Origin of the sequence: Thiomicrorhabdus sp. zzn3 (assembly GCF_029767755.1) — a bacterium.
Classification (GTDB): Bacteria; Pseudomonadota; Gammaproteobacteria; order Thiomicrospirales; family Thiomicrospiraceae; genus Thiomicrorhabdus.
The window spans coordinates 429,771-451,386 of record NZ_JARUQS010000002.1 but is presented as its reverse complement, the minus strand read 5'-3'; the positions used below and the strand labels follow the sequence as shown (position 1 = coordinate 451,386).

The following is a 21,616-nucleotide window of genomic DNA, read 5'->3' as shown; positions in this document are numbered from 1 at the left end:
TTACATAACAACGCGCATTTTCGCTGACCTTCACACAGCTGTTACACAAGCTTCATAAAGCAGTAAAGCGAGCCTTTTAATATCAACGGCATCACTCCAATAGAAAGAAAGGTCGTTGAGCATGAGTCTCTCCCCAGCACCCGCTTCGCTTGAAGCCTCAAAGGACAAGTTGTTAACCAAAGACCTCCTCAACCAGGCCGTCAACAACGCCTCCATTTTCAGCCGTAAAGGCCTGCTGGATCGTCTGTTTACCGCTTGGTTTAACCGTTTGGTCTATCCGCAAATCTGGGAAGACCCTGAAGTGGATATCGCCGCCTTACAGTTGAACAGCGACTCACATATTTTCACCCTCTCCTCCGGCGGCTGCAATGTCCTCAACTACCTGACCGAAACCCCGGCCTCCATCACCGTAGTCGATCTCAACGAAGCGCACATTGCGCTGTTGAAGTTAAAGCTCGCCGCAATCGAACACCTGCCGGATGACGCCGCATTCTTCGATTTTTTCGGTAAAGCGAATCTGACCAAAAACCTGGACCGCTACGAGGGCTATATCAAACCGCATCTGGATGCCCGAACCCTGGCTTACTGGGAAGGGCGCGAAGGACTGAAACGCCAAAAACGCATTGAAATGTTCGCCAACGGATTCTACCGATACGGTCTGCTTGGACGGTTTATCGGCCTGATTCACTGGGTCAGCAAACGCCTTGGATACGACATCTCCAAGGTGATGCAGGCACGTACTTTGGAAGAACAGCAAAAACTATTCGATCAACATGTCGCTCCTGTATTCGACACCCGCCTCATGCGCTTTTTATGCAACCGCTCGATGGTGATGTACAGCTTGGGCATTCCGCCCGCACAGTTTGAAGAAATGCATCGCGAATCGAAGCAAGAACGCATCGGCATGCACCACCTACTGAAGGAACGTGCCCGCAAACTGGCCTGTGACTTTCCACTCAATCAGAATTATTTTGCCTGGCAGGCCTTCCAACGCGAATACGATGTCGAAAAGAGACAGGCTCTGCCTCGCTATTTGCAATCCTCTGCTTTTGAAGCCCTGAAAGCACAATTTGACAAGGTGACTGTACATCATCAGTCGATGACCGAACGTCTGAGCCAAATGCCGGCACAAAGCCTCAATACCTACCTTTTTTTGGATGCACAAGACTGGATGGATCAAGCGCAATTAAATGCATTGTGGGAACAGGTTAACCGTACCGCCATGCCGGGAGCCCGGGTAGTCTTCCGCACCGCAGGCACTGTTTCCCCTTTGGAAGCCAAACTGCAACCGCAGCGCCTGCGTGCGTGGCACACGGATCAAGCCGCCAATCATGCTTGGAGCGAACAGGATCGCTCGGCCATTTACGGCGCTGTCTTCGTCTACCACTATCAGCCGGATTCCGCTTCAGCATGACGACGCAGCCGCCGCAACTCGCCTGGTCAAGCGCCTACCAGTTCATTTCTCAACTGGAAGCAATGCAGCGCCAATCGCCGAAAGCGATTGACAACATCGTCACCGAACTGGAACCGATCTTTATTGACGGCCACGCCTATCCGTTGACGCGCAATGAAAAAGAGTACCGTAACAGCTACGTCTGCTCGCCTTATACCGCCTATGTACATTACGCCAAAGATGAACTCGGCCTGCTCAACAGCAAAGCGTTGCAATGGTCACTCAAAGGCGTGATTGCCATTCTGTCAGGCCTGCTCAAACTGGGACGCATCAACCAAACGGTTTCCGTCAACAACTGGCTGTTTTCCACCAACATCATGCCGGACTGGGATGCAAAAACCATCAAGCACCTTACTGACAAGCTGATTAACGCCAACCCTCTTTACAGTTTGAGCATTCGTTCTCTAAACCACGAAACCGACGGCGAACTGATCCAACGCCTCAAAAAAACAGGCTGGCTCATGCTTCCCGCACGGCAAGTGTATCTGTTCATGCCCGAAGGGCATCCGGACGGCCACTGGTGGAAGCGCAACAATGTCAAAAACGATCAACGCTTGCTGCGCAATACATCACTAACATTGGTAACGCCCCAGCAGCATCAGGCGCAGGATTTTGTGGAAATCGAACGCATCTTTAAACAGCTGTTTATCGATAAGCACTCGATCTACAACCCGCAAATGAGCGCCGAATATTTTGAAATGCTGCACCGTTTGAAACTGGTGGAATTCTTCAGCTTCCGCGATGACGAAGAACGCATTGTCGCCAGTATCGGCCTGTTCACCCAACACGGCGTTATCACCGCGCCGATTGTAGGCTATGACACCGAGCTGCCGAAATCGCTCGGGCTTTACCGGTTGCTGATGGCGCAACTTCTGAAAATCACCAAAGAACGTAACTTGCCTCTGAATCTGAGTTCCGGAGCCGGACACTTCAAACGTCAGCGCGGCGGCACTCCGGTGATTGAATACACCGCGCTGTATATTCGGCATCTGCCGATTTTGCAACGCAGTATACAGTGGGGGTTTACCGCCCTGTTAAACCGCTTTGCGGCCGGTTTTCTGCAAAAGCACCAGCTTTAAAAATTTGTACCGACTTTTATTTGTGACTTAACCACAGGCTTTCACCATGCAAGAATCCACCGGATCCAATCAAGCCCAAAACGCGCTACAGCCTAAACGCTACCGAACCATCTGGATTTCGGATACGCACCTGGGATCTCGAGGCTGCAAGGCCGACTATCTGAGCGAGTTTTTAAAACATCACGATTGCGAAACCCTGATTATGGTCGGGGACATCATCGACGGCTGGCGCATGCGCAAAAAAGTGTTCTGGCCACAAGCCCACACCAATGTGATTCGCCGCATTCTCACCCGAGCCAAACGTGGTACTAAAGTGATTTACATCACCGGCAACCATGACGATATGCTGCGCCGCTATTCGGGTATCCAATTCGGCAATATCGACCTGGTTGACGAGTACATTCATATCACCGCCAATGGCCGCAAGCTGTGGTGCATACACGGCGACCAGTTTGACGGCGTCATTCAATGCCACCGCTGGATCGCCTTTTTTGGCGACTTCCTCTACGAAACCATGCTCCATGTTAACCGCTGGTTCAACCAGCTGCGTCACCGCTTGGGTTTTGGCTACTGGTCGCTCTCCGCGTACCTCAAAGGCAGAGTAAAACGGGCGGTTAACTTTATCTCCCAATTTGAAGAAGCGGTGGCTAAAGAAGCCGAACACAAGCAGATGGATGGGGTCATCTGCGGCCATATCCACCACGCGGAAATCCGCCGGATCAGTGAACAAGTCACTTATTACAACTGCGGCGACTGGGTAGAATCGTGCACGGCCCTGGTTGAAGATTTTAACGGCAACATCGAGCAAATCTGCTGGGTTAAATTAGGCCATGAAACGGCTCAAGCCCCGGTAGAAAAAAAGAACCCCAGCTTGGTTACCATCGAAAATAGACGTTAAACTCAAGCAATCTGTTTGCAGGCTGCGACTCTAACCTGATTCGCACCGAACTCTCTGTTAAAATACGCTTTTTGATTTTTACAAAGCGGGAAGCCATGAACCAGAATAACGCCCAACTGATTCTGATCGACAAACGAAACCAACCTCTAAAAGAGTATCTGGTCGCGGTGGCCGCCTCCGATGGCTTGAACATCAAAGGCGTACAGGTCATTGCCTCTCCCGCTAAGGGCGAAACTGCGCTGTTAAGCGCCAATCTGATTATTCCACCTTTGGAAGACCATGACTTCAACGCCAAAAAAATCACTGCCGCTACCCTGAAGAACCTGCAGGTCGGCGAAGATGTGATTGACGTTGAGACCTTTATTGAACGCTGTTCTGAAGATGAAGCCATTCGCAAGTCTTTGCATAAATCGGTCAACCGTTTGAAGAATAAGCTCGAAGCGCTGATTAAAGAATTCACCTCCTCGGAGGTCATCTCTTTGATTCAGGAGCGCCGCAATGACGCGCTGTTCAAGCTTAAAGAGCTGGATAACGAGCTGAAAGGCAAAAATATCGTCTGCCTGGATATTGAAGCGACCGATATCTCCACCAATCCGGAAGCGGACATCATCCAGTTTTCGGCGTGTGACATCAACGGCAAGGAACTGTTTAACCAACTTATCAATCCGGGTTACGACATCCCGGAGAATGAAAAACACAATATCACCACCGAGATGGTGCAGGATCAGCCGAGACTGGTGGATGTGTGGGATGAAATTCACACCCTGCTCAAAGAAGCCGATGTCGTCCTGGCTTACAGTACAGAAAGTGACTTTGCCTATTTGGAAAAGAGCGCTGCTAAAAAGCTGCTGCCGTTTGAACTCGACTACAACGATTGGCTGGATGCCGCCGAGCTGAGCAAGGATCTGATCGGTGCATTGCGCTGGCAGAGTGAAAAAATGTACTGGTTCTACAAAACTCCAAAATTGACCGATGCCTATGAGCGCATTCTCGACAAGCCTTTTCCCGGCGACGCTCACGATGCCTTGGCGGATGCTCAAGCAACCGTAGAACTGTTTCAAGCGATGCTGCGCAGAGGGCGTAAATCTCAAGTGGCCATGAAAAAACCGCAAGCGGTCAAGGATGAAATCACCAACAACCCTTTTGCGGCTGCATTTGCAAAGGCAAAACGAGGGTAAGCGGATGAGTGAAACCCCCTTAACGTTTAAAACGCTGGAAAGCGCACATCAAGGTGACACCTTTGACTGGGAAGTGCTGAAACAGCAGGTCAAATTTGATGACAACGGTCTGATTCCAGCCATTGCGCAGCAGTACGACAGCAAAGAAGTGTTGATGATGGCGTGGATGAATGAAAAAGCGCTGGAAGAAACCTTACGCACCGGGCGTGTCTGCTACTGGTCACGCTCGCGGCAGAATTACTGGCGCAAAGGCGAGGAATCCGGGCAAGTGCAAATCCTCAAAGGACTGGCTCTGGATTGCGATGGCGACGCCATCTTGCTCAGTGTCGACCAAACCGGGCCGGCCTGTCATACCGGGCGCCGCAGCTGCTTCTATACCGCCGTTCACGATAACCTGGCCGAAATCACCAGCGACCCGCTGATTGACCCGAAAACGCTCTACCAAAAATAGTCGACCGCCTAAAATGGAAATGACAGGCCCGTCAAACACTTCACTGACCAGGCCTGTTGTGTTTGTGTGGCGTTTACGAACATCATTAATCGATGGTGGTCAAATCGGTTTGCAGTTCCGGCAACCATTTATAAATCGTGGCTTCAAATTGATCCGCATAGAGCGGTTTAATCAAAAAGTCGTTCATCCCCGCTTGTAAGCAGCGCGCCTCATCCTCTTCAAACGCATTGGCGGTAAACGCAATAATAATGGAGGGAACATGACCATCCATTTGCGCTTCCTCTTCACGAATAATTCGGCTGGTTTCAAACCCGTCCATTTTGGGCATCTGGCAATCCATCAAAATCAGAGCGTACTGATGGCGATGCAGGCGCCAAAATTCCAGAGCCTCCACGCCGTTATGCGCAATATCGACCGCTAATCCCATCTTTTCTATAAACGCCTCGGCGATTTGCTGGTTCACTCGGTCATCTTCAACCAAAAGCACACGCGGTTGCTGGTTATCGACTGCAACTTCGGAGAACTCTTTTTCGGTGCTCAACGTTTCCAGTTTTTGCGGTACAGCCATCTCGGGCGCTGTCTTGACGACACGAGTCTCAGCACTCGCTTTCTGAATGTCTTTTGTATCCTCTTCTGCTTTCGGAAGCGTCAGAATGACCTTAAACAGGCTGCCTTTGCCAACTTCGGAAGTCACTTCGATTTGACCGTTCATCAGATCAACCAGCTGTTTACTGATGGCCAAGCCCAGACCGGTACCGCCAAAATGGCGAGAAGTTGAACTGTCCACTTGGGTAAAAGGCTCAAATAGGCGATCCACATGCATAGGGTCAATACCAATTCCGGTATCGGCTACACTCAAACATACCACCAAACCGCGATCATTTTCCTCAAGCACTCTAAGCGCCAAGTTAACTTCTCCCTGCGGACTGAATTTAATCGCGTTGCCCAAGAGGTTTAACACCACCTGACGGATACGCAAGGCATCGCCTTTGAAGCGGTGCGGGCAGGCTGCATCATAATCCAGAGACAAACTGACACCGTTAATCTTGGCTTCAGGCTGAAGCAGTTGAATACTGCCGTACAACAAGTCATAAAGATCAAACGCTTCAATACGCAGACGAATGCCGCCTTTATCCAGTTTCGAGAAGTCAAGCACGTCGTTTAGAATTGAAATCAACGAACGGCCACTGTCGCGTATGGCTTGCAAATAACTCTGCTGCTGAGTATCTAACGGCGTTTCCGACAGCAGTTCGGCCATTCCCAGCACGCCATTCATCGGGGTCCGAATCTCATGACTGACCATGGCCATAAAATGGCTTCGTGCCTGGGCCAAAGCCTCTGCTTTTTCTTTCGCAACGCGCATCTGCGCTTCCGCGGCTTTTTGCAGCGAAACATCACGGATCACACTGGCAATCATCATCCCTTCAGAAGTTTGCAACCGGCTCAGACTGATTCCCAGCATTAAGGTTTTTTGCAAGCGTGACACTCCCTGACACTCGCGATGCGTAGCGGTTTCTTCTCGCTGAATCAGTTTAAGCGCCTCATCGTAAGAAGGAATCAAACGCCCCATCGGCTGCTGCAATAAGGCCTCTTTCGAGTAATCAAACAGCTGTTCCGCCATTTTATTCACGCGCAAAATATGGCCATTGAGGTCGGTCACAATCATCGCATCGGGTGCGTTTTCTATCAGCGTTGTCGCCTGCTGTTCAGCCAGTTTTTGCGCATTAATCGAGGTGATATAACCTTGCACCTTATGCAAACGCCCCAAAGGATCACGCGACAAGTGCACCAGACTGTATACCCAAATGTAATTCCAATCCGAACGCATTAGCCGATACTCCATTTCAAATGAAGTTTGCCGGCGTTCATTCGCTTCCTGCAAGGCCCGTTTAAATTCCGGTAAATCCTGGGGGTGAATCAGGTCGTAAAAACTGCGTTCATCCGCCAATTCCGCATCGGTAAAGCCTAAAAGCTGAAGGACGTTGGGAGAAACGTAATCGATGGCCATGCCGCTTTGCACATTTTTTTCTAACAAAACGGTAGGACCGGCGTTGAACAGCGCACTGTAGGAGGCTTTTTGCTCGGCCTGAAAACGGGCTTCATTCGCCACTCGCAAAAAGTGTAAAAAGATCATCAGAACCACGGTGGTCGCGGCAAATAATAGCCAGGAAAAGAAACTGACTTTGTGAGCATAACGGGTAAATAACGCATTGGCCGGCAACGCAATCAGTTGCCAGCGCGTTCCTTCTACTGGAGCAATGGACAGAGTTTCCTGCAACAAGGCTTGCGGAATCGTTTCCCGCTCTTTCTCCAGTGAATTGGACGTTAATAACACCTGATTCACTTGGCTGGCATTCACAATCAAAAGATTGAGTTCAGGCGTTTCAAAACGTTTTAAAAGTTTCTGTAACGGCTCTAAAGAAAAGCTGGCGAATAAACCGGCCACCTCACGTCCCCGGCTGATCTTGATGACGACGTCCAGATGCTTGCCATTCGGCCCACTATGCAGTTGCGTTTCAACCGGCTCAAAAGTGGATTGCATCACCCGTTCAATCTGCTGTTGACACTGATTTGGCAAGGCATCTCCTTGCACTCCCGTCATACTGCCGACCACCACCTTGCCAACTTCATCGACTACGGCAAATTGGCGAACCTCATCAAACAATGTGTAAATTTCCGAAGAGATTTGAGAAAGATCGTAAGGATAACCTCCACCGGAGGAGAGCTCATAAATCCGGTCTTCATGATGGTTGGCCACAGATCGCATGACCGTTTGATAATTTTGCAGACGCTCAACAATCAGACTGCTGACGCCGCGTGCCGTGACCTCAGCGGTCTCGGCCACTCTGGATTGGAAGCTGGCTTGCAGGTATTGACCACCGAGATAGATCATCAGGGCGATCAACAGTAATCCAAAAGCGAAACCGGGCGTGAATACGCGCAGCCACTTTTTAATTCGCTTACTTAACGTTAATTCCATTTAAGCTCCAAAGCCCCCGAACACCTCTTATCGGGCCAGTCCCTGGTTTAATCTGATGACAAGGAGTCCCGTCTGCAAAACCGCCACGACCGCACGATTTATAAGCATAGCATTACCCAACGATCCTTGCCTATCAACGCCACACGCATAACCCCTTCACGCCGAACACCTGAGTTGACCATTTTCCAGCAAGTTACTGCGTCTGAATCAGCTCCCGAATCACCGCCGTGGCAAAGCTTCCGGAAGGCAGAGAAAAACACAGTTTCAAATCGGGATGGCATTCATTGAATTCATCGCTCTTTAGCCACTCCCAGTTAAAATCGCCGGGACGCAACACCAGCGCGCGCCGATCTTGCTTTAAGCCCAATTTTTCCAACCCTGTCAACCATTCGGGGCGTTCCTGCAAGACCGAGGCCTCGAGCGCGCCAGCCCGGTTTTTTGATGGCGAATCACCCTGCCCCGGCAGCGGACCGGTTGGAGAAAGGTCGCCGCTTGCGACTCTCTCCGCCAAATCGTCACTGCCATCATCGGCAAACCAGCGGGTGGATCCGGTTAATTGCAGAACATCCCCCGGTAAAAACTGATTCCAACAGGCCTGCTCGATGCGCTGACTGAGGACACGATTAAAAAACCAGGAACGCACAGCAGAGATGATCAAACTTCGCTGAGTACGTTTGACACGCTTTAATTCGCCACTAAACAAGGCACCGGCCTGACGTAAGTTATTTTCATTGCGGCCAAAGCGTTGTTCTCCAAAATAATTCGGCACCCCGCCCTGCTGAATTGCAAACAACCTTTGCTCTAAATCCGCACAATCGCCGCTCAATTGACGAAGCGTAATTTCAAACCGGTTACCGCTAAGCCCGCCTCGTTGCAACTTACGCTGATGACGCACACACTTAAGAATACAAGCATTTTCATGATCGAAGGCCGCGATTTCCGGATCCTGCTTTCCAGGCAGCTGAATACTGAACCACTGGCGCGTCACCGCATGTCGGTCTTTTTGCCCGGCCACCCCCACTCTCGATACCGGCACCCCGGCCCATTGCGCCAACTGGCGAGCAACCCAATCGGTATTTTCTCCCCGTTTTTCAACCCAGCACCAGAGATGCTCTCCCTCTCCACTGAGTTCAAAAGCGATCCGCTCTTCAACCACAAAATCTTCAGGCGTCACTTTATAAGCTCCGTGGCATTGAGGTTGACCGTAAGCATACGCCAAACCGGCCATATGGCTTGCAACTGATGAATTCATAAATATTGCTCTTAGAAATCAGGATAGCATTACAGCGACATGAAACGGAGAAAGATTCACCACTGTAGTACAAACCGCAAAAGGTTAAAACTCAGCAGGCCCGCTGAGTTTTAAATGATCAAGATTCAACTAAAGAAAATCACAGAACGAGATGATTAGAGGTTTTCAAACACACGCTCACTGATCGGGCGAACTTTGCCCTCCGGTTTTGAATCATAAACCTGGATGAGCACTTGCCGGACATTGCCCCGTACCACGTAGTCCTTAATCATTTCCCGAGCGCCCGGCGGGGAGTTCTTGTTGATATAAAGGTAAACGTTTTTCAGTTGACACTTACTGTCTGGGTCGGAAGCCAGTGGCCGTAACATGCCTTCACCCTCAACCTTAAAGGACTCGTTGGTGAGAATGACAACCTTATGGTAATACTCATCATGCAATGGGTGGTTAAAACAGATCTTCAATACCCGGTCAAAATTCCCGGAGCCTTTATCGAGATTCTCGACCATCTCCGCAGACTCCAATTCAATAGGCTCTTTTGAACACCCGGTTAACAGGCCTGATAAAAAGCCAGCCAACAGAACCCAAGCCACCCTGTTTAACTGAATCAACCGCATCTTTCCCCCTCAAGCATGCTGGCGTCAATCGCCAATTGATTAACAACCGTTTAGGATTCCTGCTGAATGCCCGCGACCAACCAGGTTCCTTCGCCAACAGCGGCGCGTCGAATATGCCAAATTTCACGAAAGGCATGAGCCGACTCGTCAGCCGCTTCCTGAATAAAGCCGCTGAATCGTAGGCTGACGATAAAGTCTTCTCCATCCACGACCATATCTGCTATCTCAGTATAAAGCGTATCCACCACGGTAACACTATCGCCCGCAGACCGGCCAATCATCTGTTTCTCAATTTCAGCAAACAGCTCCGGAGTACAGTAGTCACGAATTTCGCTGACATCCAAGCTGTCCCACGCTTTTTGTAAAGATTTAAAATGCTCTTTGGCCCCTTCCACAAACTGTTCGGCATCAAACCAATCTGGGGCTTCATTGAGTTTAACGGCATGCTGCGTTGGGGCATCCCCTAATGCCGAGCCGATAATGGAACCTTCAACCTGTGAAGGATTAGCCGGCTGCACCGGCTGAACGGATGCCGGCTCGCGATATTGGGCCACTGGCTTTTTCGGGTTCGGTTCAACGTAACCATAATCTGAGCGCATCTCTGCTTGTGAGGTTTGCATCGATTGACGCCGAGCCGCAAACAGCTTAAACAACATAAAGGCAATAAGCGCAAAGATCAACAGATCCATAATTTGCAGCCCTTCAAAGCCATCACCAAACAGCATCGCCGCCAACAATCCGCCGGCAGCCAATCCTGCCAAAGGGCCTAACCATTTTGAGGCTCCGCTGGCCGACTTGGTTGTGGCAGCGGCGGTAGAAGTAGATTTAGACGGCGCGGTCGGCGCAGTGTTATAGGACTTAGCCGGCACCTTTTTTGAATAACCGATGCTGCTTCCGCTACCAAACCGTTTGGCTTCCGCAACCTGTGCAAACGACAACATTGCAATCAATACGGTAAACCATGCAACCCAAATTTTTTTCACTCTCTACTCCCTTGTAACAGATGAAACAACCTCACTATTGGCACAACCGCCACTTAGTGCAAATCAGTATTGATTCTGCATTTTAGACAAGGCCATAAATAATCACAACTTTTTGCCAAACTCAGGCCAACAAACAATCATCAGTCCTGCTTAATACACCGAGAAATGGTGTAATCTTTGCCCTGCTTGACCTTTTCGTAATTGCCAAACACTTCCATAAAGTTACGCTTCATATACTGGCGCAAGCCATTGATCGTTACCACGACCAACTGCCCGCCTGGAGCAAGCTGAGCATGAATGTCATGCAACATAATGCTTAACATCTCCTTACCTACTTTGGCGGGAATATTGGAAACCACCGTCGTAAACTGCAGCTCTTTGGGAACCGCACTTAACCCGTTGGAGAGATAGGCCTGTGCATTCTGCAAACCATTCAGGTGGGCATTTTTATTCGCGTACTCCACAGCTACAAAGTCTTTATCGACCATATGAACCTGCCCCTTGGGCGCATTGGCGGCAATCGCCAGACCGATTGGCCCATAGCCGCAACCGATGTCCAACGCCACCTCATCCTCTTTAATTTCAAGGTGTTTCAGAAACAAGTCGGTACCGGAATCGATCTCGCGTGGACTGAAAACGCCCCATGTGGTGGCAAACTTAAGCGGTTTGCCCATCAACTCGGCCTCAATATGCAGATCTTGTTTGAGTTCTTCAATGCTCGCCATAGTGGTTTTTCCTAGAGTAATTCGTCGCGTTTTGAATTATTATATTGTACCTTTTCTGCTACTTAATCTTTGAAAAAAGCCTGCTTGTAAAACCATCATGCATAGTCTGAACGAACGTCAATACCAAGCCGTAAAACATATCGAAACCCCTGCTTTGGTGTTGGCCGGAGCCGGCTCTGGCAAAACCCGCGTGATCACGGAAAAGATCGCCTACCTGATTCGCCAGCATGACTACCGACCACACAACATCTATGCCGTAACCTTTACCAACAAGGCGGCCAAAGAGATGAAAGAGCGCGTCAGCAAACTGCTGAAAGATGAAAACACCAAAGGCCTGAATGTTTCCACCTTTCACAACCTGGGCCTCAATATCATTCGCCAAGAATATAAAGCGCTGGGTTATAAAGCTAACTTTTCGATTATGGACGCGACCGATAGCGGTCAGATTCTAAAAGAGCTGATGCACAAACAGACGCTGGATCCGGAGCTCCTCGACGGCGTGCAATGGGATATCTCTAACTGGAAAAACGCCCACATCAGCCCGGAACGCGCGCTGGAGATGGCGGAAGATGCTCAACAACAGGCACGTGCGATTCTCTACCAGGCCTACCAGAAACAGATCAAAGCCTACAATGCCGTGGATTTTGACGATTTGATCGGTTTGCCGGTTAAGCTGTTTAACGACCATCCGGACATCCTGGATAAATGGCAGAACCGTGTGCGTTACCTACTGGTGGACGAATACCAGGACACCAATGCCGCACAATATGCGCTAGTGAAACAGTTGGTCGGGATTCAGGCACGCTTTACCGTGGTAGGCGACGATGATCAATCGATTTACGCTTGGCGCGGCGCGCAGCCGGAAAATTTGGTGCTCCTTAAAGAGGATTTTCCGGCCCTGGAAGTCATCAAGCTGGAACAGAACTACCGTTCCAGTAACCGCATTCTGCAATCGGCCAACACGCTCATCGCCAATAATCCCCACGTGTTTGAAAAAACCCTATGGAGTGAAATGGGGTTAGGCGATCCCATTCGCGTCATCGCCTGCGCCAATGAGAACCAGGAAGCGGAACGTGTCGTCTCCGAAATCATCGTCCATAAATTTAAGCACCGCACCAAAAACCGTGATTATGCGATTCTCTACCGAGGCAATCACCAAGCTCGTTTGATGGAGCGCGCGCTGCGCGAACAGAATATTCCTTATGTGATCTCCGGCGGTAAGTCGTTTTTTGATCACGCCGAAATCAAAGACGTGATGAGTTACCTCAAACTCATCGTCAACCCGGATGATGATGCCGCTTTTTTGCGCATTATCAATACACCGCGCCGCGAGATTGGGGCCTCCACACTGGAAAAACTCGCCACCTATGCGACCAGGCGAGGCATCAGCCTGTTTGACGCCACTCAAGAGTTCGGATTGACCACCGTGCTGTCAGAAAAAGCGTTGAAACGCGTGCAGTTTTTTGGTCAACAGCTACTCGGCTGGATCCAGGAAGCGGACCATGCCGAAGGTGAAGCGGTGATCTCTTTCGTACGCCAGTTGATCGAAACGCTGGAATACGACAACTGGCTGCATGAAACCGCAAGCAATCCTAAAACCGCCGAACGCCGCATTAATAATGTTCGCGAACTGGTGCTGTGGATCGAACGCATCATCAACAAAGCGCTTGAAGAAGATGGCGAAGAGAAAAAACTGGCCAGCATTGTCGCCCACATGACCCTGATGGATATGATGGAACGTAACGAGTCGGACAAAGAGCATGACATGGTCAGCCTGATGACTTTGCATGCCTCTAAGGGACTCGAGTTTCCGCATGTCTTCCTCATCGGCATGGAAGAAGAATTGCTACCACATAAACAGAATTTGGAATCGCCCGGCCTGGAAGAAGAACGCCGCCTCGCCTATGTCGGCATTACCCGCGCCCAACAAACCCTCACCATGACCTATGCGACCAAACGCCGCAAATACGGTGAAGACATGGCCTGTGAACCAAGCCGTTTTCTGGAGGAACTGCCACAGGACATTCTCAAATGGGAAGGCAAACCCGGAGTGGAGCTAAGTCAACAGGAAAAAATGGAACACGGCAACGCGCAGATTGCGAATCTTAAGTCTTTTTTAAAGCGCGATTAAATACCCCGGCCATTTTGACCAGGCCTGTTCGGCTTTGGCGGTTTATGCACTTTGCGATGCGTGCGCGGTTACTTTTACAATAAAACCTTTACTATTGGAGAGTTCACATGCCTATTGCCCCGTTTCAGTTCGCCCCGATGCCTCACCTGAATTTCGGCTGGGGAATTCGCCACCAACTGATTGACTCCCTCCAGCAACGCTATTCCGGAAAACTGGTATTGATCACCGGACGCACTTTGAGCCAACCCGGCCAGTTCGGGCAACAACTGCGCGATGCACTGCTGGAAACCAATCGCCATGTGCTGCACTTTACCGTATCCGGTGAACCGTCCCCGGACCTGGTCGACGAAATCGTTCGCCAATGCCCTGCTGACACCCAGGCGGTCATCGGAGTTGGCGGCGGCAGTGTGCTTGATGCGGCCAAAGCGATTGCCGGTTTGATTCCTTCACAAACATCGGTGATGGACTATCTGGAAGGCGTCGGAGCCGGCAAACCATTTAACGTTGAAACCTGTCCGTTCGTGGCGGTTCCGACCACCGCAGGCACCGGCTCCGAAACCACCAAAAATTCGGTGCTTTCACGACTCGGCGAATTTAAGAAATCGTTCCGGGACAATAAACTTCTCGCCCAGGAGGCCTGGCTAGATCCCGAGCTGTTAAAAAGCTGTCCCAAAGACGTGCTGTACGCCACCGGGATGGATGCGTTCACCCAGCTGCTTGAATCCTACGTCACCTTGAAACCGAATCCGATCACGGATGCCCTGGCCCTCCAAGGCATGACGCTATTCAAAGGTGCCTTTGACGCCATTAACAGTCCGGATGAACAAGCTCAACAAGATGGCTACGGCCGCCTAATGCTCGCCGCCACCCTTTCCGGTACCACTCTGGCCAACGCGGGCTTGGGTGCCGTGCATGGTCTGGCAGGGCCTATCGGGGCCTTTTTTGAGGCACCTCACGGATTGGTGTGTGCCAAATTGCTAGCACCGATTACCCGCCGGAATATTGAAACACTGAAAACAGCCGCTACCGAGGAGGCCAATCAAACCCTGGGCAAATATGAAAAGATCGCCAGATTGCTTCTCACGGACACTGCACAAGACCAGCCATTGGAGCGCTTAATCGAACGATTGGCTGATTACGCACAGCGTTACACACCTCAAGGCCTGACTGAATTCGGCTTGCGAAGTGACAATCTGCAACCGGTGCTGAATAGTTGCCGCAGTGGCAGCATGCTTGGCAACCCCGTTACCTTGACGGATGATCAGCTACTGCAAGCCATCTTGGAAGCACTTTAATCTCCCGGCCTGGATTTTATTGCTTAAACAAGCTACAAGCCCTCCTTTACAGGTAAAAATCAGAGCATTTTTACCTTTTTTTCCCCTTTTTTTAATTGTGAAAAAAGGGATAGCCATAGAGAATTCACAAGAACTGAATACCAGAACGACTCATACCGAGTTTGGCCAGAACACCCATTTAAGAAAAATTTAACTGACCAGAAAACAAACGATGGCGCCGTAAAGCGCGTAGCTAATCCCTCAACTTATGTTCTTAAATGGGTTCCCTGTCAGAATCAGGGCAAATTACGCTGGCCAATGACAGTGAGTTTATGGTTGAATATTGAAAAGGTAAGCAATTATTGCAACTACAACGGTACGACTTACCTATAAGCGCATGATAAAACACACAATCTGTTTTGTATTTTTGCAATAAAAGCTTCCATAATTGGACTTAATCAACCATGGTACCTTACTGTCGAACTCTTAGCGGTCTGACACCACAAATGAGCATTTAGTCGTGGTCAAGGTTTAAAAATAACGTGCGATTGTAGCCATATCCAAGACTGCATCGCCATGCATTAGATATTAGAAAATATCATCAGGAGGGTCCAAATGTACCGCAATGAACCTCAATTACCTAAATTCTGGCTGTCACTGATCGCTTTGGCTATAGCAGGAACGTCAGGTTGTTCCAGCCAGGAAGCAAAACCTCAAGAAGAAACACCTTATGCGATGCAAGTTCTGCATAAAGATGACCCGGACGCCTACACTCAAATGTACCCAGACCTAGATCAGGATGGTGTTCCTGATCGCCTTGATCATTGCCAGAATAGCCGCATGGGAAGTAAAGTAAACCGTCTAGGCTGTGAACAAGACAGTGATGCGGATGGCGTTTTAGATAGAAACGATCAATGCCCAAACACTCCTCCTGGCGTTAAAGTCAACTTCTTAGGTTGTGAACCAGACAGTGACCGAGATGGCGTCCCTGACAGTAAAGACCTATGCCCAAATACCCCTTTGGGTGTAGCTGTCGATGAAAATGGCTGCCCATTCGATCTGGATACCGATAGAGATGGCGTTCTGAACGACAAAGATAAATGTCCGGACACCCCTCTAGGGACCAAGGTCAATGAATTTGGCTGCAAGCCAGAAGTCATCGTTCTTAGCAATATTGTTTATGACATCGACTCTTCAGTCATTCGCGACGATCAGGCGTCAATCCTGGATCAAAACGCAAGTCGATTGAAAAAACTGACAAGCAAAGAGGTGGTGCTTATTACCGGTCATACCGATAGCACCGGAAGTAATGAACATAACCTGGGGCTTTCATGGCGTCGTGCGGACAGTGCGAAGGAGTTCTTAATTCGTAATCTAGGATTTAAAGACGATCAGATCCTCATCATGGGTAAAGGTGAAACATCTCCGATTTCGGATAACAGCACGGCAGAAGGACGACATGAAAACCGTCGCATTGAAATGAAGGTTATCAAACGTGATGACCTTCCTGAAGAAGCGGCTTCAAGACTTCCGGAGCAGTTCCAGAAACTTCCGGAATAGAAGTCTGTAATCACACTTCATGCCTGCCAATGGTCTACCCTTTCGCTCCCAACTTTCAACCTACCTAAAGGGAGCGAAATTCGCTCTCGTTTTGCTGACAGGCTTATCGGCAGGCCTACTTAGTGCCAGTGTAGACTCGCCAACGCGAGTCATCACAGGTGAACAACTGATCAAAGCCAAGGCAAAGTATGGACCTTTAGCTGAAAAAAGGATGCGTGCTTGGCAACAAATGGTTGATGAAAATCAAGGGCGCCCTGAAAAGGAGCTACTACGAGTGGTCAACAACTTCTTCAACCAAGTTCGTTTTACCTCTGATATACAGCATTGGGGAAAAAAAGACTATTGGGCTACGCCTATCGAATTTCTTGGAACGGATGCCGGTGATTGCGAAGATTTTGTCATAGCCAAATATTTCACCCTAAAAGCGCTTGGAGTGCCGGAAGAAAAGCTTTACCTGACTTACGTTAAAGCCGTGCGATTAAAACAGGCACATATGGTACTTACCTATTTTGAAACTCCCAGATCCATTCCCCTTGTACTCGATAATATTAATCCTAGAATCCTTCAAGCCACCAAACGAAAAGACTTGGTCCCTATTTACAGTTTTAACGGTGACGGTCTCTGGCTTTCTAGACAACGAGGCAAAGGGAAAGAGGTAAAAGGTGGCACGAATAAACTCAAACAATGGAATTCGTTGTTGAAAAAACTGCAAAATGATTAAAAACCCATAGTTAGCAACAATTAATGTGGTTTTTTGGCACTACAAGGAAAGGTTTATGAGCTTAAACAAACAGATGATGATTTTTATCGCATCCTTGCTACTGGTATTGTTATTAGGCACTTTTGTGCTTAATCTTAACAATACCCGCCATTTTTTGCAGGACCAGTTAAGTTCGCATGCTCAGGATACCGCCACCTCACTTGGGCTTTCTCTCAGCACCAATGCAGACCCGAACGATCTTTCCACGATGGAAACAATGATTAATGCGGTATTTGACCGCGGCTATTATTCTGACATTACTCTGACCGATCTCGACAACAACATCCTTTACCAGCGTACCAACCCAAAAGAGATGGAAGCCGTTCCCTCCTGGTTTATCCATGCTATTGACCTGCAAACGCCTACCGCTGAAGCCGTCGTACAATCCGGCTGGATGCCGACCGGCACCCTTTCCGTCACCAGTCATGCTGGTTATGCCTATATTGAGCTATGGAAGGCCGTACTCAATCTCTCAATGTGGTTTGGATTGGCCGCCTTCATAGCCATCACTATTATCATCGCCACATTACGCTGGATGCTTAAACCGCTTAAAGCCATGGAAAAGCAGGCTGAGGCCATCGTTCGAAAAGAGTATCTACTCCAAGAAAGCTTGCCCACCACGACCGAATTCAAACAAGTGGTCAGTGCGATGAACGCCATGGTCAAGAAAATGAAAACCGTATTTGAACGCGATGCAAAAACGGCCGAAAAATTACAAAAAATGGCGTATCAAGACAGCGTGACGGGATTAAGCAACCGTCGCCATTTTGAAATGCTGGTCGACACCTTACTTGACCCAGAAGAAGCCTCTCCCGGGATGATCAGCCTGATTCGCATTCATGATCTCAAGGCGCTCAATGACCGTTATGGCTACCTGATCGGGGATCAACTTATGAAATCGTTAGCCTCCAAGATGCTTAAACACTTGCCGACACAATCCGCGCTTTTTGCTCGTCTCAACGGAACCGAGCTGGTTGCCTTAACACCTGGCGCAGAGGCCGCAGCAGTTCAAAACGGACTGCAAGAAATTGCAAATAGCCTTCCTGACTTACTTTCAAAGCTAAATGCCCCTGAGACAACCACTTCGGTGTCAATTGCTTTTAAAAACTATCTTCCCGGTGATCGACGCGCTAGCCTGCTGGCCGCTCTGGACTACGCCATTCAACAAGCGGATGATCAGGGCCAGAACCATGTTTTCTATGCTTCTAATGAGAGTAATCAAGAACAGCAGCTGGCTACCTGGAAACAACGCATTGAGGCTGCTCTGCAAGAACAGCGTTTCACGCTTTTTCAGCAGAGCACTCACTCTTTAGATGGCAAAATCCACGACAAAGAAGTTTTTATCCGCCTACGAGATGAAGAAGGTAATGTCCACTCTGCTGGTTACTTTATGCCTGCCGTGGATCAGACCGGCTTCATGCCTAAAATAGAAAAACATGTGGTTCAATTAGTCTTTGACCATCTGAAGCGACATACAGAAAAACACCGATTGGCAATCAATTTAACGCGCTCATTCGTACTTCACGATACGCTTCCTAACTGGCTTGAGCAAATCTTGAAACCCTCTTATGACTATCGCAGCAAACTGGCTTTTGAGCTCAATGAACAGCTCATTTTGGAGCAAGAAACACAGGTACATGAATTCATTCAGTCACTCCAATCACTGGGCATCACCATTGGTATCGATCATTTTGGAAGTCGCTTTACCAATATGCGCTACCTCCAATCGCTAAAACCTGATTACGTCAAGCTGGATGCCGCTTTTACCAAGGCGATTGAAAGTGATGAACAAACACAGTCTTATGTTTCCAGTTTATGTGAAATGGCAGAAAGCTTGGACATTAAAGTCATCGCTATGGCAATAGAAAATGAGACGCAACGAGATGCGTTTATAGAATTGGGAGTCAATTTATTTCAAGGCTACTATTTTGGCGCCCCTAAACCACTCGATGACTAAGGAAATAGCTAAAAAACAGTTTTACATCAACAACCTTAGTCATCAAACCTTAAGATTGAAATTTATTTAATAGCCCTATAAACTAGCAGCCTTAACCGACAGACTACGCAGGACACCTTATGGATCAACCTTCAACAGAGACCGTTATTGCCAACGATGTGATCGAGAATGAAAAAAAATCGGCATACCAAGGCATTCACAGTCCCCTGCTTGACTGTTTGGTGTTGTACAGCAAGCTCAATCGAAACCCCGTTTCGAAAGATTCTTTGATTGCTGGCCTTCCTATTGAGTCCGAAGCCATTACACCAGATATCTTTAAACGTGCTGCGAGCCGTGCTGGTTTAGCCGCGAGCTTCAAACAAAAACGGCTCGATGAGTTGTCAAACCTGGTGCTTCCATGCATTCTTATTCTTAAAAATCAGCAGGCCTGCCTACTTGAGCACTTAGATTTTGATAACCAGCAAGCCACGTTGCTTTTTCCCGAAAATGAAGAGGGAAAGAAGGTCGTTGATTTTGCCTCTCTTGAAGACGACTACACTGGCTATGCGGTCTACTTGACCCAGAAAAGCTTCTATGAAAATAAACAAGAGAGCTTAATCGGCATTGAAAAAGGCCATTGGTTCTGGAGTACGCTCTGGTCTTCTCGTTCAGTGTATCGTGATGTTTTGATCGCCTCGATCGTCATCAACCTATTTATCCTGGCCAACCCACTGTTTGTAATGAATGTCTATGACCGCGTCGTTCCCAACAACGCGATTGAATCTCTATGGGTCCTGGCTATAGGGGTCAGCGTAGTGTATATGTTCGACATTATTCTTAAATTTCTTCGCTCTTATTTTCTGGAGGTGGCCGGTAAAAAAAGCGATGTGCTAATGTCAGCCAAACTTTTTGAACAAACACTCGGGTTAACCATGGCAAATCGCGAAGGAAGCATTGGAGCCTTTGCCAATAACCTTCGTGAGTTCGACAGTATTCGAAACTTCTTTACCTCAGGAACCATTGCCTCTTTGGTTGACCTTCCCTTTGTCATCATTTTCCTTCTGGTGATCTTTTACATTGCGGGTAGCATTGTTTTGGTTCCCATTGGCATCATCCTTCTGATTATGCTCTACAGCCTCCTTCTCAAACGCCCGATTCAACACAGCATCGAAGCCACTTACGAAGCAAACAGCCAAAAAAATGCGGTTCTGATCGAAACCCTGACCGCCATCGACACCATTAAATCCTTGGGCGTGGAAGCTCACTCTCAATGGAAATGGGAACAAGCGGTTGGAGAAATCGCCCGTGCCAGCATCCGTTCTAAAATGCTGCAAAGCTCTATTGGGCGGGCAACAGGCTTTATGCAACAAATGAGTACTGTACTGATTGTGCTATCCGGTGTTTATCTGATTCAAGAAGGTGACCTTACCATGGGTGGGCTTATCGCTACGGTCATGCTCAGTCAACGTGCAATCGGGCCAATGGGACAATTTGCCAACTTGACATCTAGTTATCATCAAACCCGTACCGCCCTGAACAGTCTGAATGAGTTAATGAAAAAAGAGATTGAGCGTCCATCATCAAAACGTTTCATCCAACACCCGCACTTTGAGGGCTCGATTGAATTCGTTGATGTCAGCTTCACCTACCCTGGTGAAACCAAACCGGCTCTGAGCCATGTGAGCTTTAAAATCAAGCCGGGCGAAAAAGTGGGCATCATCGGTCGTATCGGTTCAGGAAAAACCACGATCGAAAAACTGATCCTCGGCTTCTACCCCCCAACAGAGGGAACGATCTTGATAGATGGAATCGATATTACCCAACTTGATCCTGCTGAATTGAGACGTAACATCAACTATGTCCCCCAAGAAGTGACCCTCTTCAGCGGTGATGTCCGAGAAAATATCGCCTATCGAGCACCCTATATTGAGGATGATCGCATTATTAAAGCGGCCCGTCTGGCCGGAGTCGATGACTTTGTTAAGCAGCACCCATCAGGATATAGCCTGAAAATCAATGAAGGGGGTAAATCACTGTCTGGCGGACAGCGTCAAAGCATCGGTGTCGCCCGCGCGCTATTGATAGATGCGCCTATTTACCTGTTCGATGAGCCCACGAATTCATTAGATGCCAAGTCCGAACAGATGATGATTGACCGTTTGAAAGAAGGCACCATAAAAAATACTTCTATCGTAGTGACTCACAAAATGAGTCTGCTGCAACTGACCGAACGCCTCATGGTTATGGATAACGGAAAACTCATTGCGGACGGTGAAAAACAGTCTGTTCTGGAAGCTTTAAAAACAGGACGCATTAACAAAAGCCATTAAATATGACGGACA

The 21,616-nt window shown here is 48.8% G+C and carries 16 protein-coding genes; 11 read left to right on the top strand and 5 right to left on the bottom strand.

What is annotated here, in order from left to right:
- The first annotated feature begins 121 nt into the window (after positions 1 to 121).
- The 5 genes from QCB44_RS09660 to hisI all read left to right on the top strand — a co-directional run bounded on the left by QCB44_RS09660 (position 122) and on the right by hisI (position 5,059).
- Positions 122 to 1,414, top strand: coding sequence for a BtaA family protein (locus QCB44_RS09660; protein ID WP_279409746.1), 1,293 nt, complete (start codon positions 122 to 124; stop codon positions 1,412 to 1,414).
- Positions 1,411 to 2,532 (top strand): GNAT family N-acetyltransferase, encoded by a 1,122-nt coding sequence (locus QCB44_RS09655; RefSeq protein WP_279409745.1) that lies wholly within the window; start codon positions 1,411 to 1,413, stop codon positions 2,530 to 2,532. Before QCB44_RS09660 ends, QCB44_RS09655 begins: the two co-directional genes overlap by 4 nt.
- Positions 2,533 to 2,578: 46 nt before the next feature.
- Positions 2,579 to 3,430, top strand: coding sequence for a UDP-2,3-diacylglucosamine diphosphatase (locus QCB44_RS09650; RefSeq protein WP_279409744.1), 852 nt, complete (start codon positions 2,579 to 2,581; stop codon positions 3,428 to 3,430).
- Between the two features lie 95 nt (positions 3,431 to 3,525).
- The gene (locus tag QCB44_RS09645; protein WP_279409743.1) at positions 3,526 to 4,608 is read left to right on the top strand and encodes a 3'-5' exonuclease; all 1,083 of its coding nucleotides are present in this window, start codon (positions 3,526 to 3,528) and stop codon (positions 4,606 to 4,608) included.
- 4 nt (positions 4,609 to 4,612) lie between these two features.
- Complete coding sequence (gene hisI, locus QCB44_RS09640) at positions 4,613 to 5,059, top strand: phosphoribosyl-AMP cyclohydrolase (RefSeq protein WP_279409742.1); 447 nt, start codon at positions 4,613 to 4,615, stop codon at positions 5,057 to 5,059.
- 85 nt (positions 5,060 to 5,144) lie between these two features.
- Here the strand turns inward: hisI and QCB44_RS09635 are convergent, their stop codons facing one another.
- The 5 genes from QCB44_RS09635 to QCB44_RS09615 all read right to left on the bottom strand — a co-directional run bounded on the left by QCB44_RS09635 (position 5,145) and on the right by QCB44_RS09615 (position 11,613).
- Positions 5,145 to 8,039 (bottom strand): ATP-binding protein, encoded by a 2,895-nt coding sequence (locus tag QCB44_RS09635; RefSeq protein WP_279409741.1) that lies wholly within the window; start codon positions 8,037 to 8,039, stop codon positions 5,145 to 5,147.
- A 193-nt stretch (positions 8,040 to 8,232) separates the two neighbouring features.
- On the bottom strand, positions 8,233 to 9,291 hold the full coding sequence (truD, locus tag QCB44_RS09630) for a tRNA pseudouridine(13) synthase TruD (protein WP_279409740.1): 1,059 nt from the start codon (positions 9,289 to 9,291) through the stop codon (positions 8,233 to 8,235).
- Positions 9,292 to 9,446: 155 nt separating this feature from the next.
- Positions 9,447 to 9,905 carry a hypothetical protein gene (locus QCB44_RS09625; RefSeq protein ID WP_279409739.1) on the bottom strand — a complete coding sequence of 153 codons (459 nt, stop codon included), beginning with the start codon at positions 9,903 to 9,905 and terminating at the stop codon, positions 9,447 to 9,449.
- A gap of 50 nt (positions 9,906 to 9,955) precedes the next feature.
- Positions 9,956 to 10,888, bottom strand: coding sequence for a TIM44-like domain-containing protein (locus QCB44_RS09620; protein WP_279409738.1), 933 nt, complete (start codon positions 10,886 to 10,888; stop codon positions 9,956 to 9,958).
- Positions 10,889 to 11,028: 140 nt separating this feature from the next.
- Positions 11,029 to 11,613 (bottom strand): methyltransferase, encoded by a 585-nt coding sequence (locus QCB44_RS09615; protein ID WP_279409737.1) that lies wholly within the window; start codon positions 11,611 to 11,613, stop codon positions 11,029 to 11,031.
- A 97-nt stretch (positions 11,614 to 11,710) separates the two neighbouring features.
- On the opposite strand from QCB44_RS09615, the gene rep reads away from it, so the two are divergent.
- The 6 genes from rep to QCB44_RS09585 all read left to right on the top strand — a co-directional run bounded on the left by rep (position 11,711) and on the right by QCB44_RS09585 (position 21,604).
- Positions 11,711 to 13,744, top strand: coding sequence for a DNA helicase Rep (gene rep, locus QCB44_RS09610; RefSeq protein WP_279409736.1), 2,034 nt, complete (start codon positions 11,711 to 11,713; stop codon positions 13,742 to 13,744).
- Positions 13,745 to 13,851: 107 nt separating this feature from the next.
- Positions 13,852 to 15,039 (top strand): iron-containing alcohol dehydrogenase, encoded by a 1,188-nt coding sequence (locus QCB44_RS09605; protein WP_279409735.1) that lies wholly within the window; start codon positions 13,852 to 13,854, stop codon positions 15,037 to 15,039.
- Between the two features lie 714 nt (positions 15,040 to 15,753).
- Complete coding sequence (locus tag QCB44_RS09600) at positions 15,754 to 16,578, top strand: OmpA family protein (RefSeq protein ID WP_279409734.1); 825 nt, start codon at positions 15,754 to 15,756, stop codon at positions 16,576 to 16,578.
- Positions 16,579 to 16,597: 19 nt separating this feature from the next.
- On the top strand, positions 16,598 to 17,299 hold the full coding sequence (locus tag QCB44_RS09595) for a transglutaminase-like cysteine peptidase (protein WP_279409733.1): 702 nt from the start codon (positions 16,598 to 16,600) through the stop codon (positions 17,297 to 17,299).
- 55 nt (positions 17,300 to 17,354) lie between these two features.
- A complete protein-coding gene (locus tag QCB44_RS09590; RefSeq protein ID WP_279409732.1) occupies positions 17,355 to 19,295 on the top strand; it encodes an EAL domain-containing protein in 1,941 nt (646 codons plus the stop codon).
- 119 nt (positions 19,296 to 19,414) lie between these two features.
- Positions 19,415 to 21,604 (top strand): type I secretion system permease/ATPase, encoded by a 2,190-nt coding sequence (locus QCB44_RS09585; protein WP_279409731.1) that lies wholly within the window; start codon positions 19,415 to 19,417, stop codon positions 21,602 to 21,604.
- Positions 21,605 to 21,616: the final 12 nt, after the last annotated feature.

Bases quoted from the DNA above. Each gene is read 5' to 3' on its own strand.
- QCB44_RS09655 (WP_279409745.1), top strand. From the start codon at position 1,411: ATGACGACGCAGCCGCCGCAACTCGCCTGGTCAAGCGCCTACCAGTTC.
- QCB44_RS09645 (WP_279409743.1), top strand. From the start codon at position 3,526: ATGAACCAGAATAACGCCCAACTGATTCTGATCGACAAACGAAACCAA.
- rep (WP_279409736.1), top strand. From the start codon at position 11,711: ATGCATAGTCTGAACGAACGTCAATACCAAGCCGTAAAACATATCGAA.
- QCB44_RS09615 (WP_279409737.1), bottom strand. From the start codon at position 11,613: ATGGCGAGCATTGAAGAACTCAAACAAGATCTGCATATTGAGGCCGAG.
- truD (WP_279409740.1), bottom strand. From the start codon at position 9,291: ATGAATTCATCAGTTGCAAGCCATATGGCCGGTTTGGCGTATGCTTAC.
- QCB44_RS09590 (WP_279409732.1), top strand. From the start codon at position 17,355: ATGAGCTTAAACAAACAGATGATGATTTTTATCGCATCCTTGCTACTG.
- QCB44_RS09650 (WP_279409744.1), top strand. From the start codon at position 2,579: ATGCAAGAATCCACCGGATCCAATCAAGCCCAAAACGCGCTACAGCCT.
- QCB44_RS09635 (WP_279409741.1), bottom strand. From the start codon at position 8,039: ATGGAATTAACGTTAAGTAAGCGAATTAAAAAGTGGCTGCGCGTATTC.
- QCB44_RS09605 (WP_279409735.1), top strand. From the start codon at position 13,852: ATGCCTATTGCCCCGTTTCAGTTCGCCCCGATGCCTCACCTGAATTTC.
- hisI (WP_279409742.1), top strand. From the start codon at position 4,613: ATGAGTGAAACCCCCTTAACGTTTAAAACGCTGGAAAGCGCACATCAA.
- QCB44_RS09660 (WP_279409746.1), top strand. From the start codon at position 122: ATGAGTCTCTCCCCAGCACCCGCTTCGCTTGAAGCCTCAAAGGACAAG.
- QCB44_RS09600 (WP_279409734.1), top strand. From the start codon at position 15,754: ATGCAAGTTCTGCATAAAGATGACCCGGACGCCTACACTCAAATGTAC.
- QCB44_RS09595 (WP_279409733.1), top strand. From the start codon at position 16,598: ATGCCTGCCAATGGTCTACCCTTTCGCTCCCAACTTTCAACCTACCTA.
- QCB44_RS09625 (WP_279409739.1), bottom strand. From the start codon at position 9,905: ATGCGGTTGATTCAGTTAAACAGGGTGGCTTGGGTTCTGTTGGCTGGC.
- QCB44_RS09585 (WP_279409731.1), top strand. From the start codon at position 19,415: ATGGATCAACCTTCAACAGAGACCGTTATTGCCAACGATGTGATCGAG.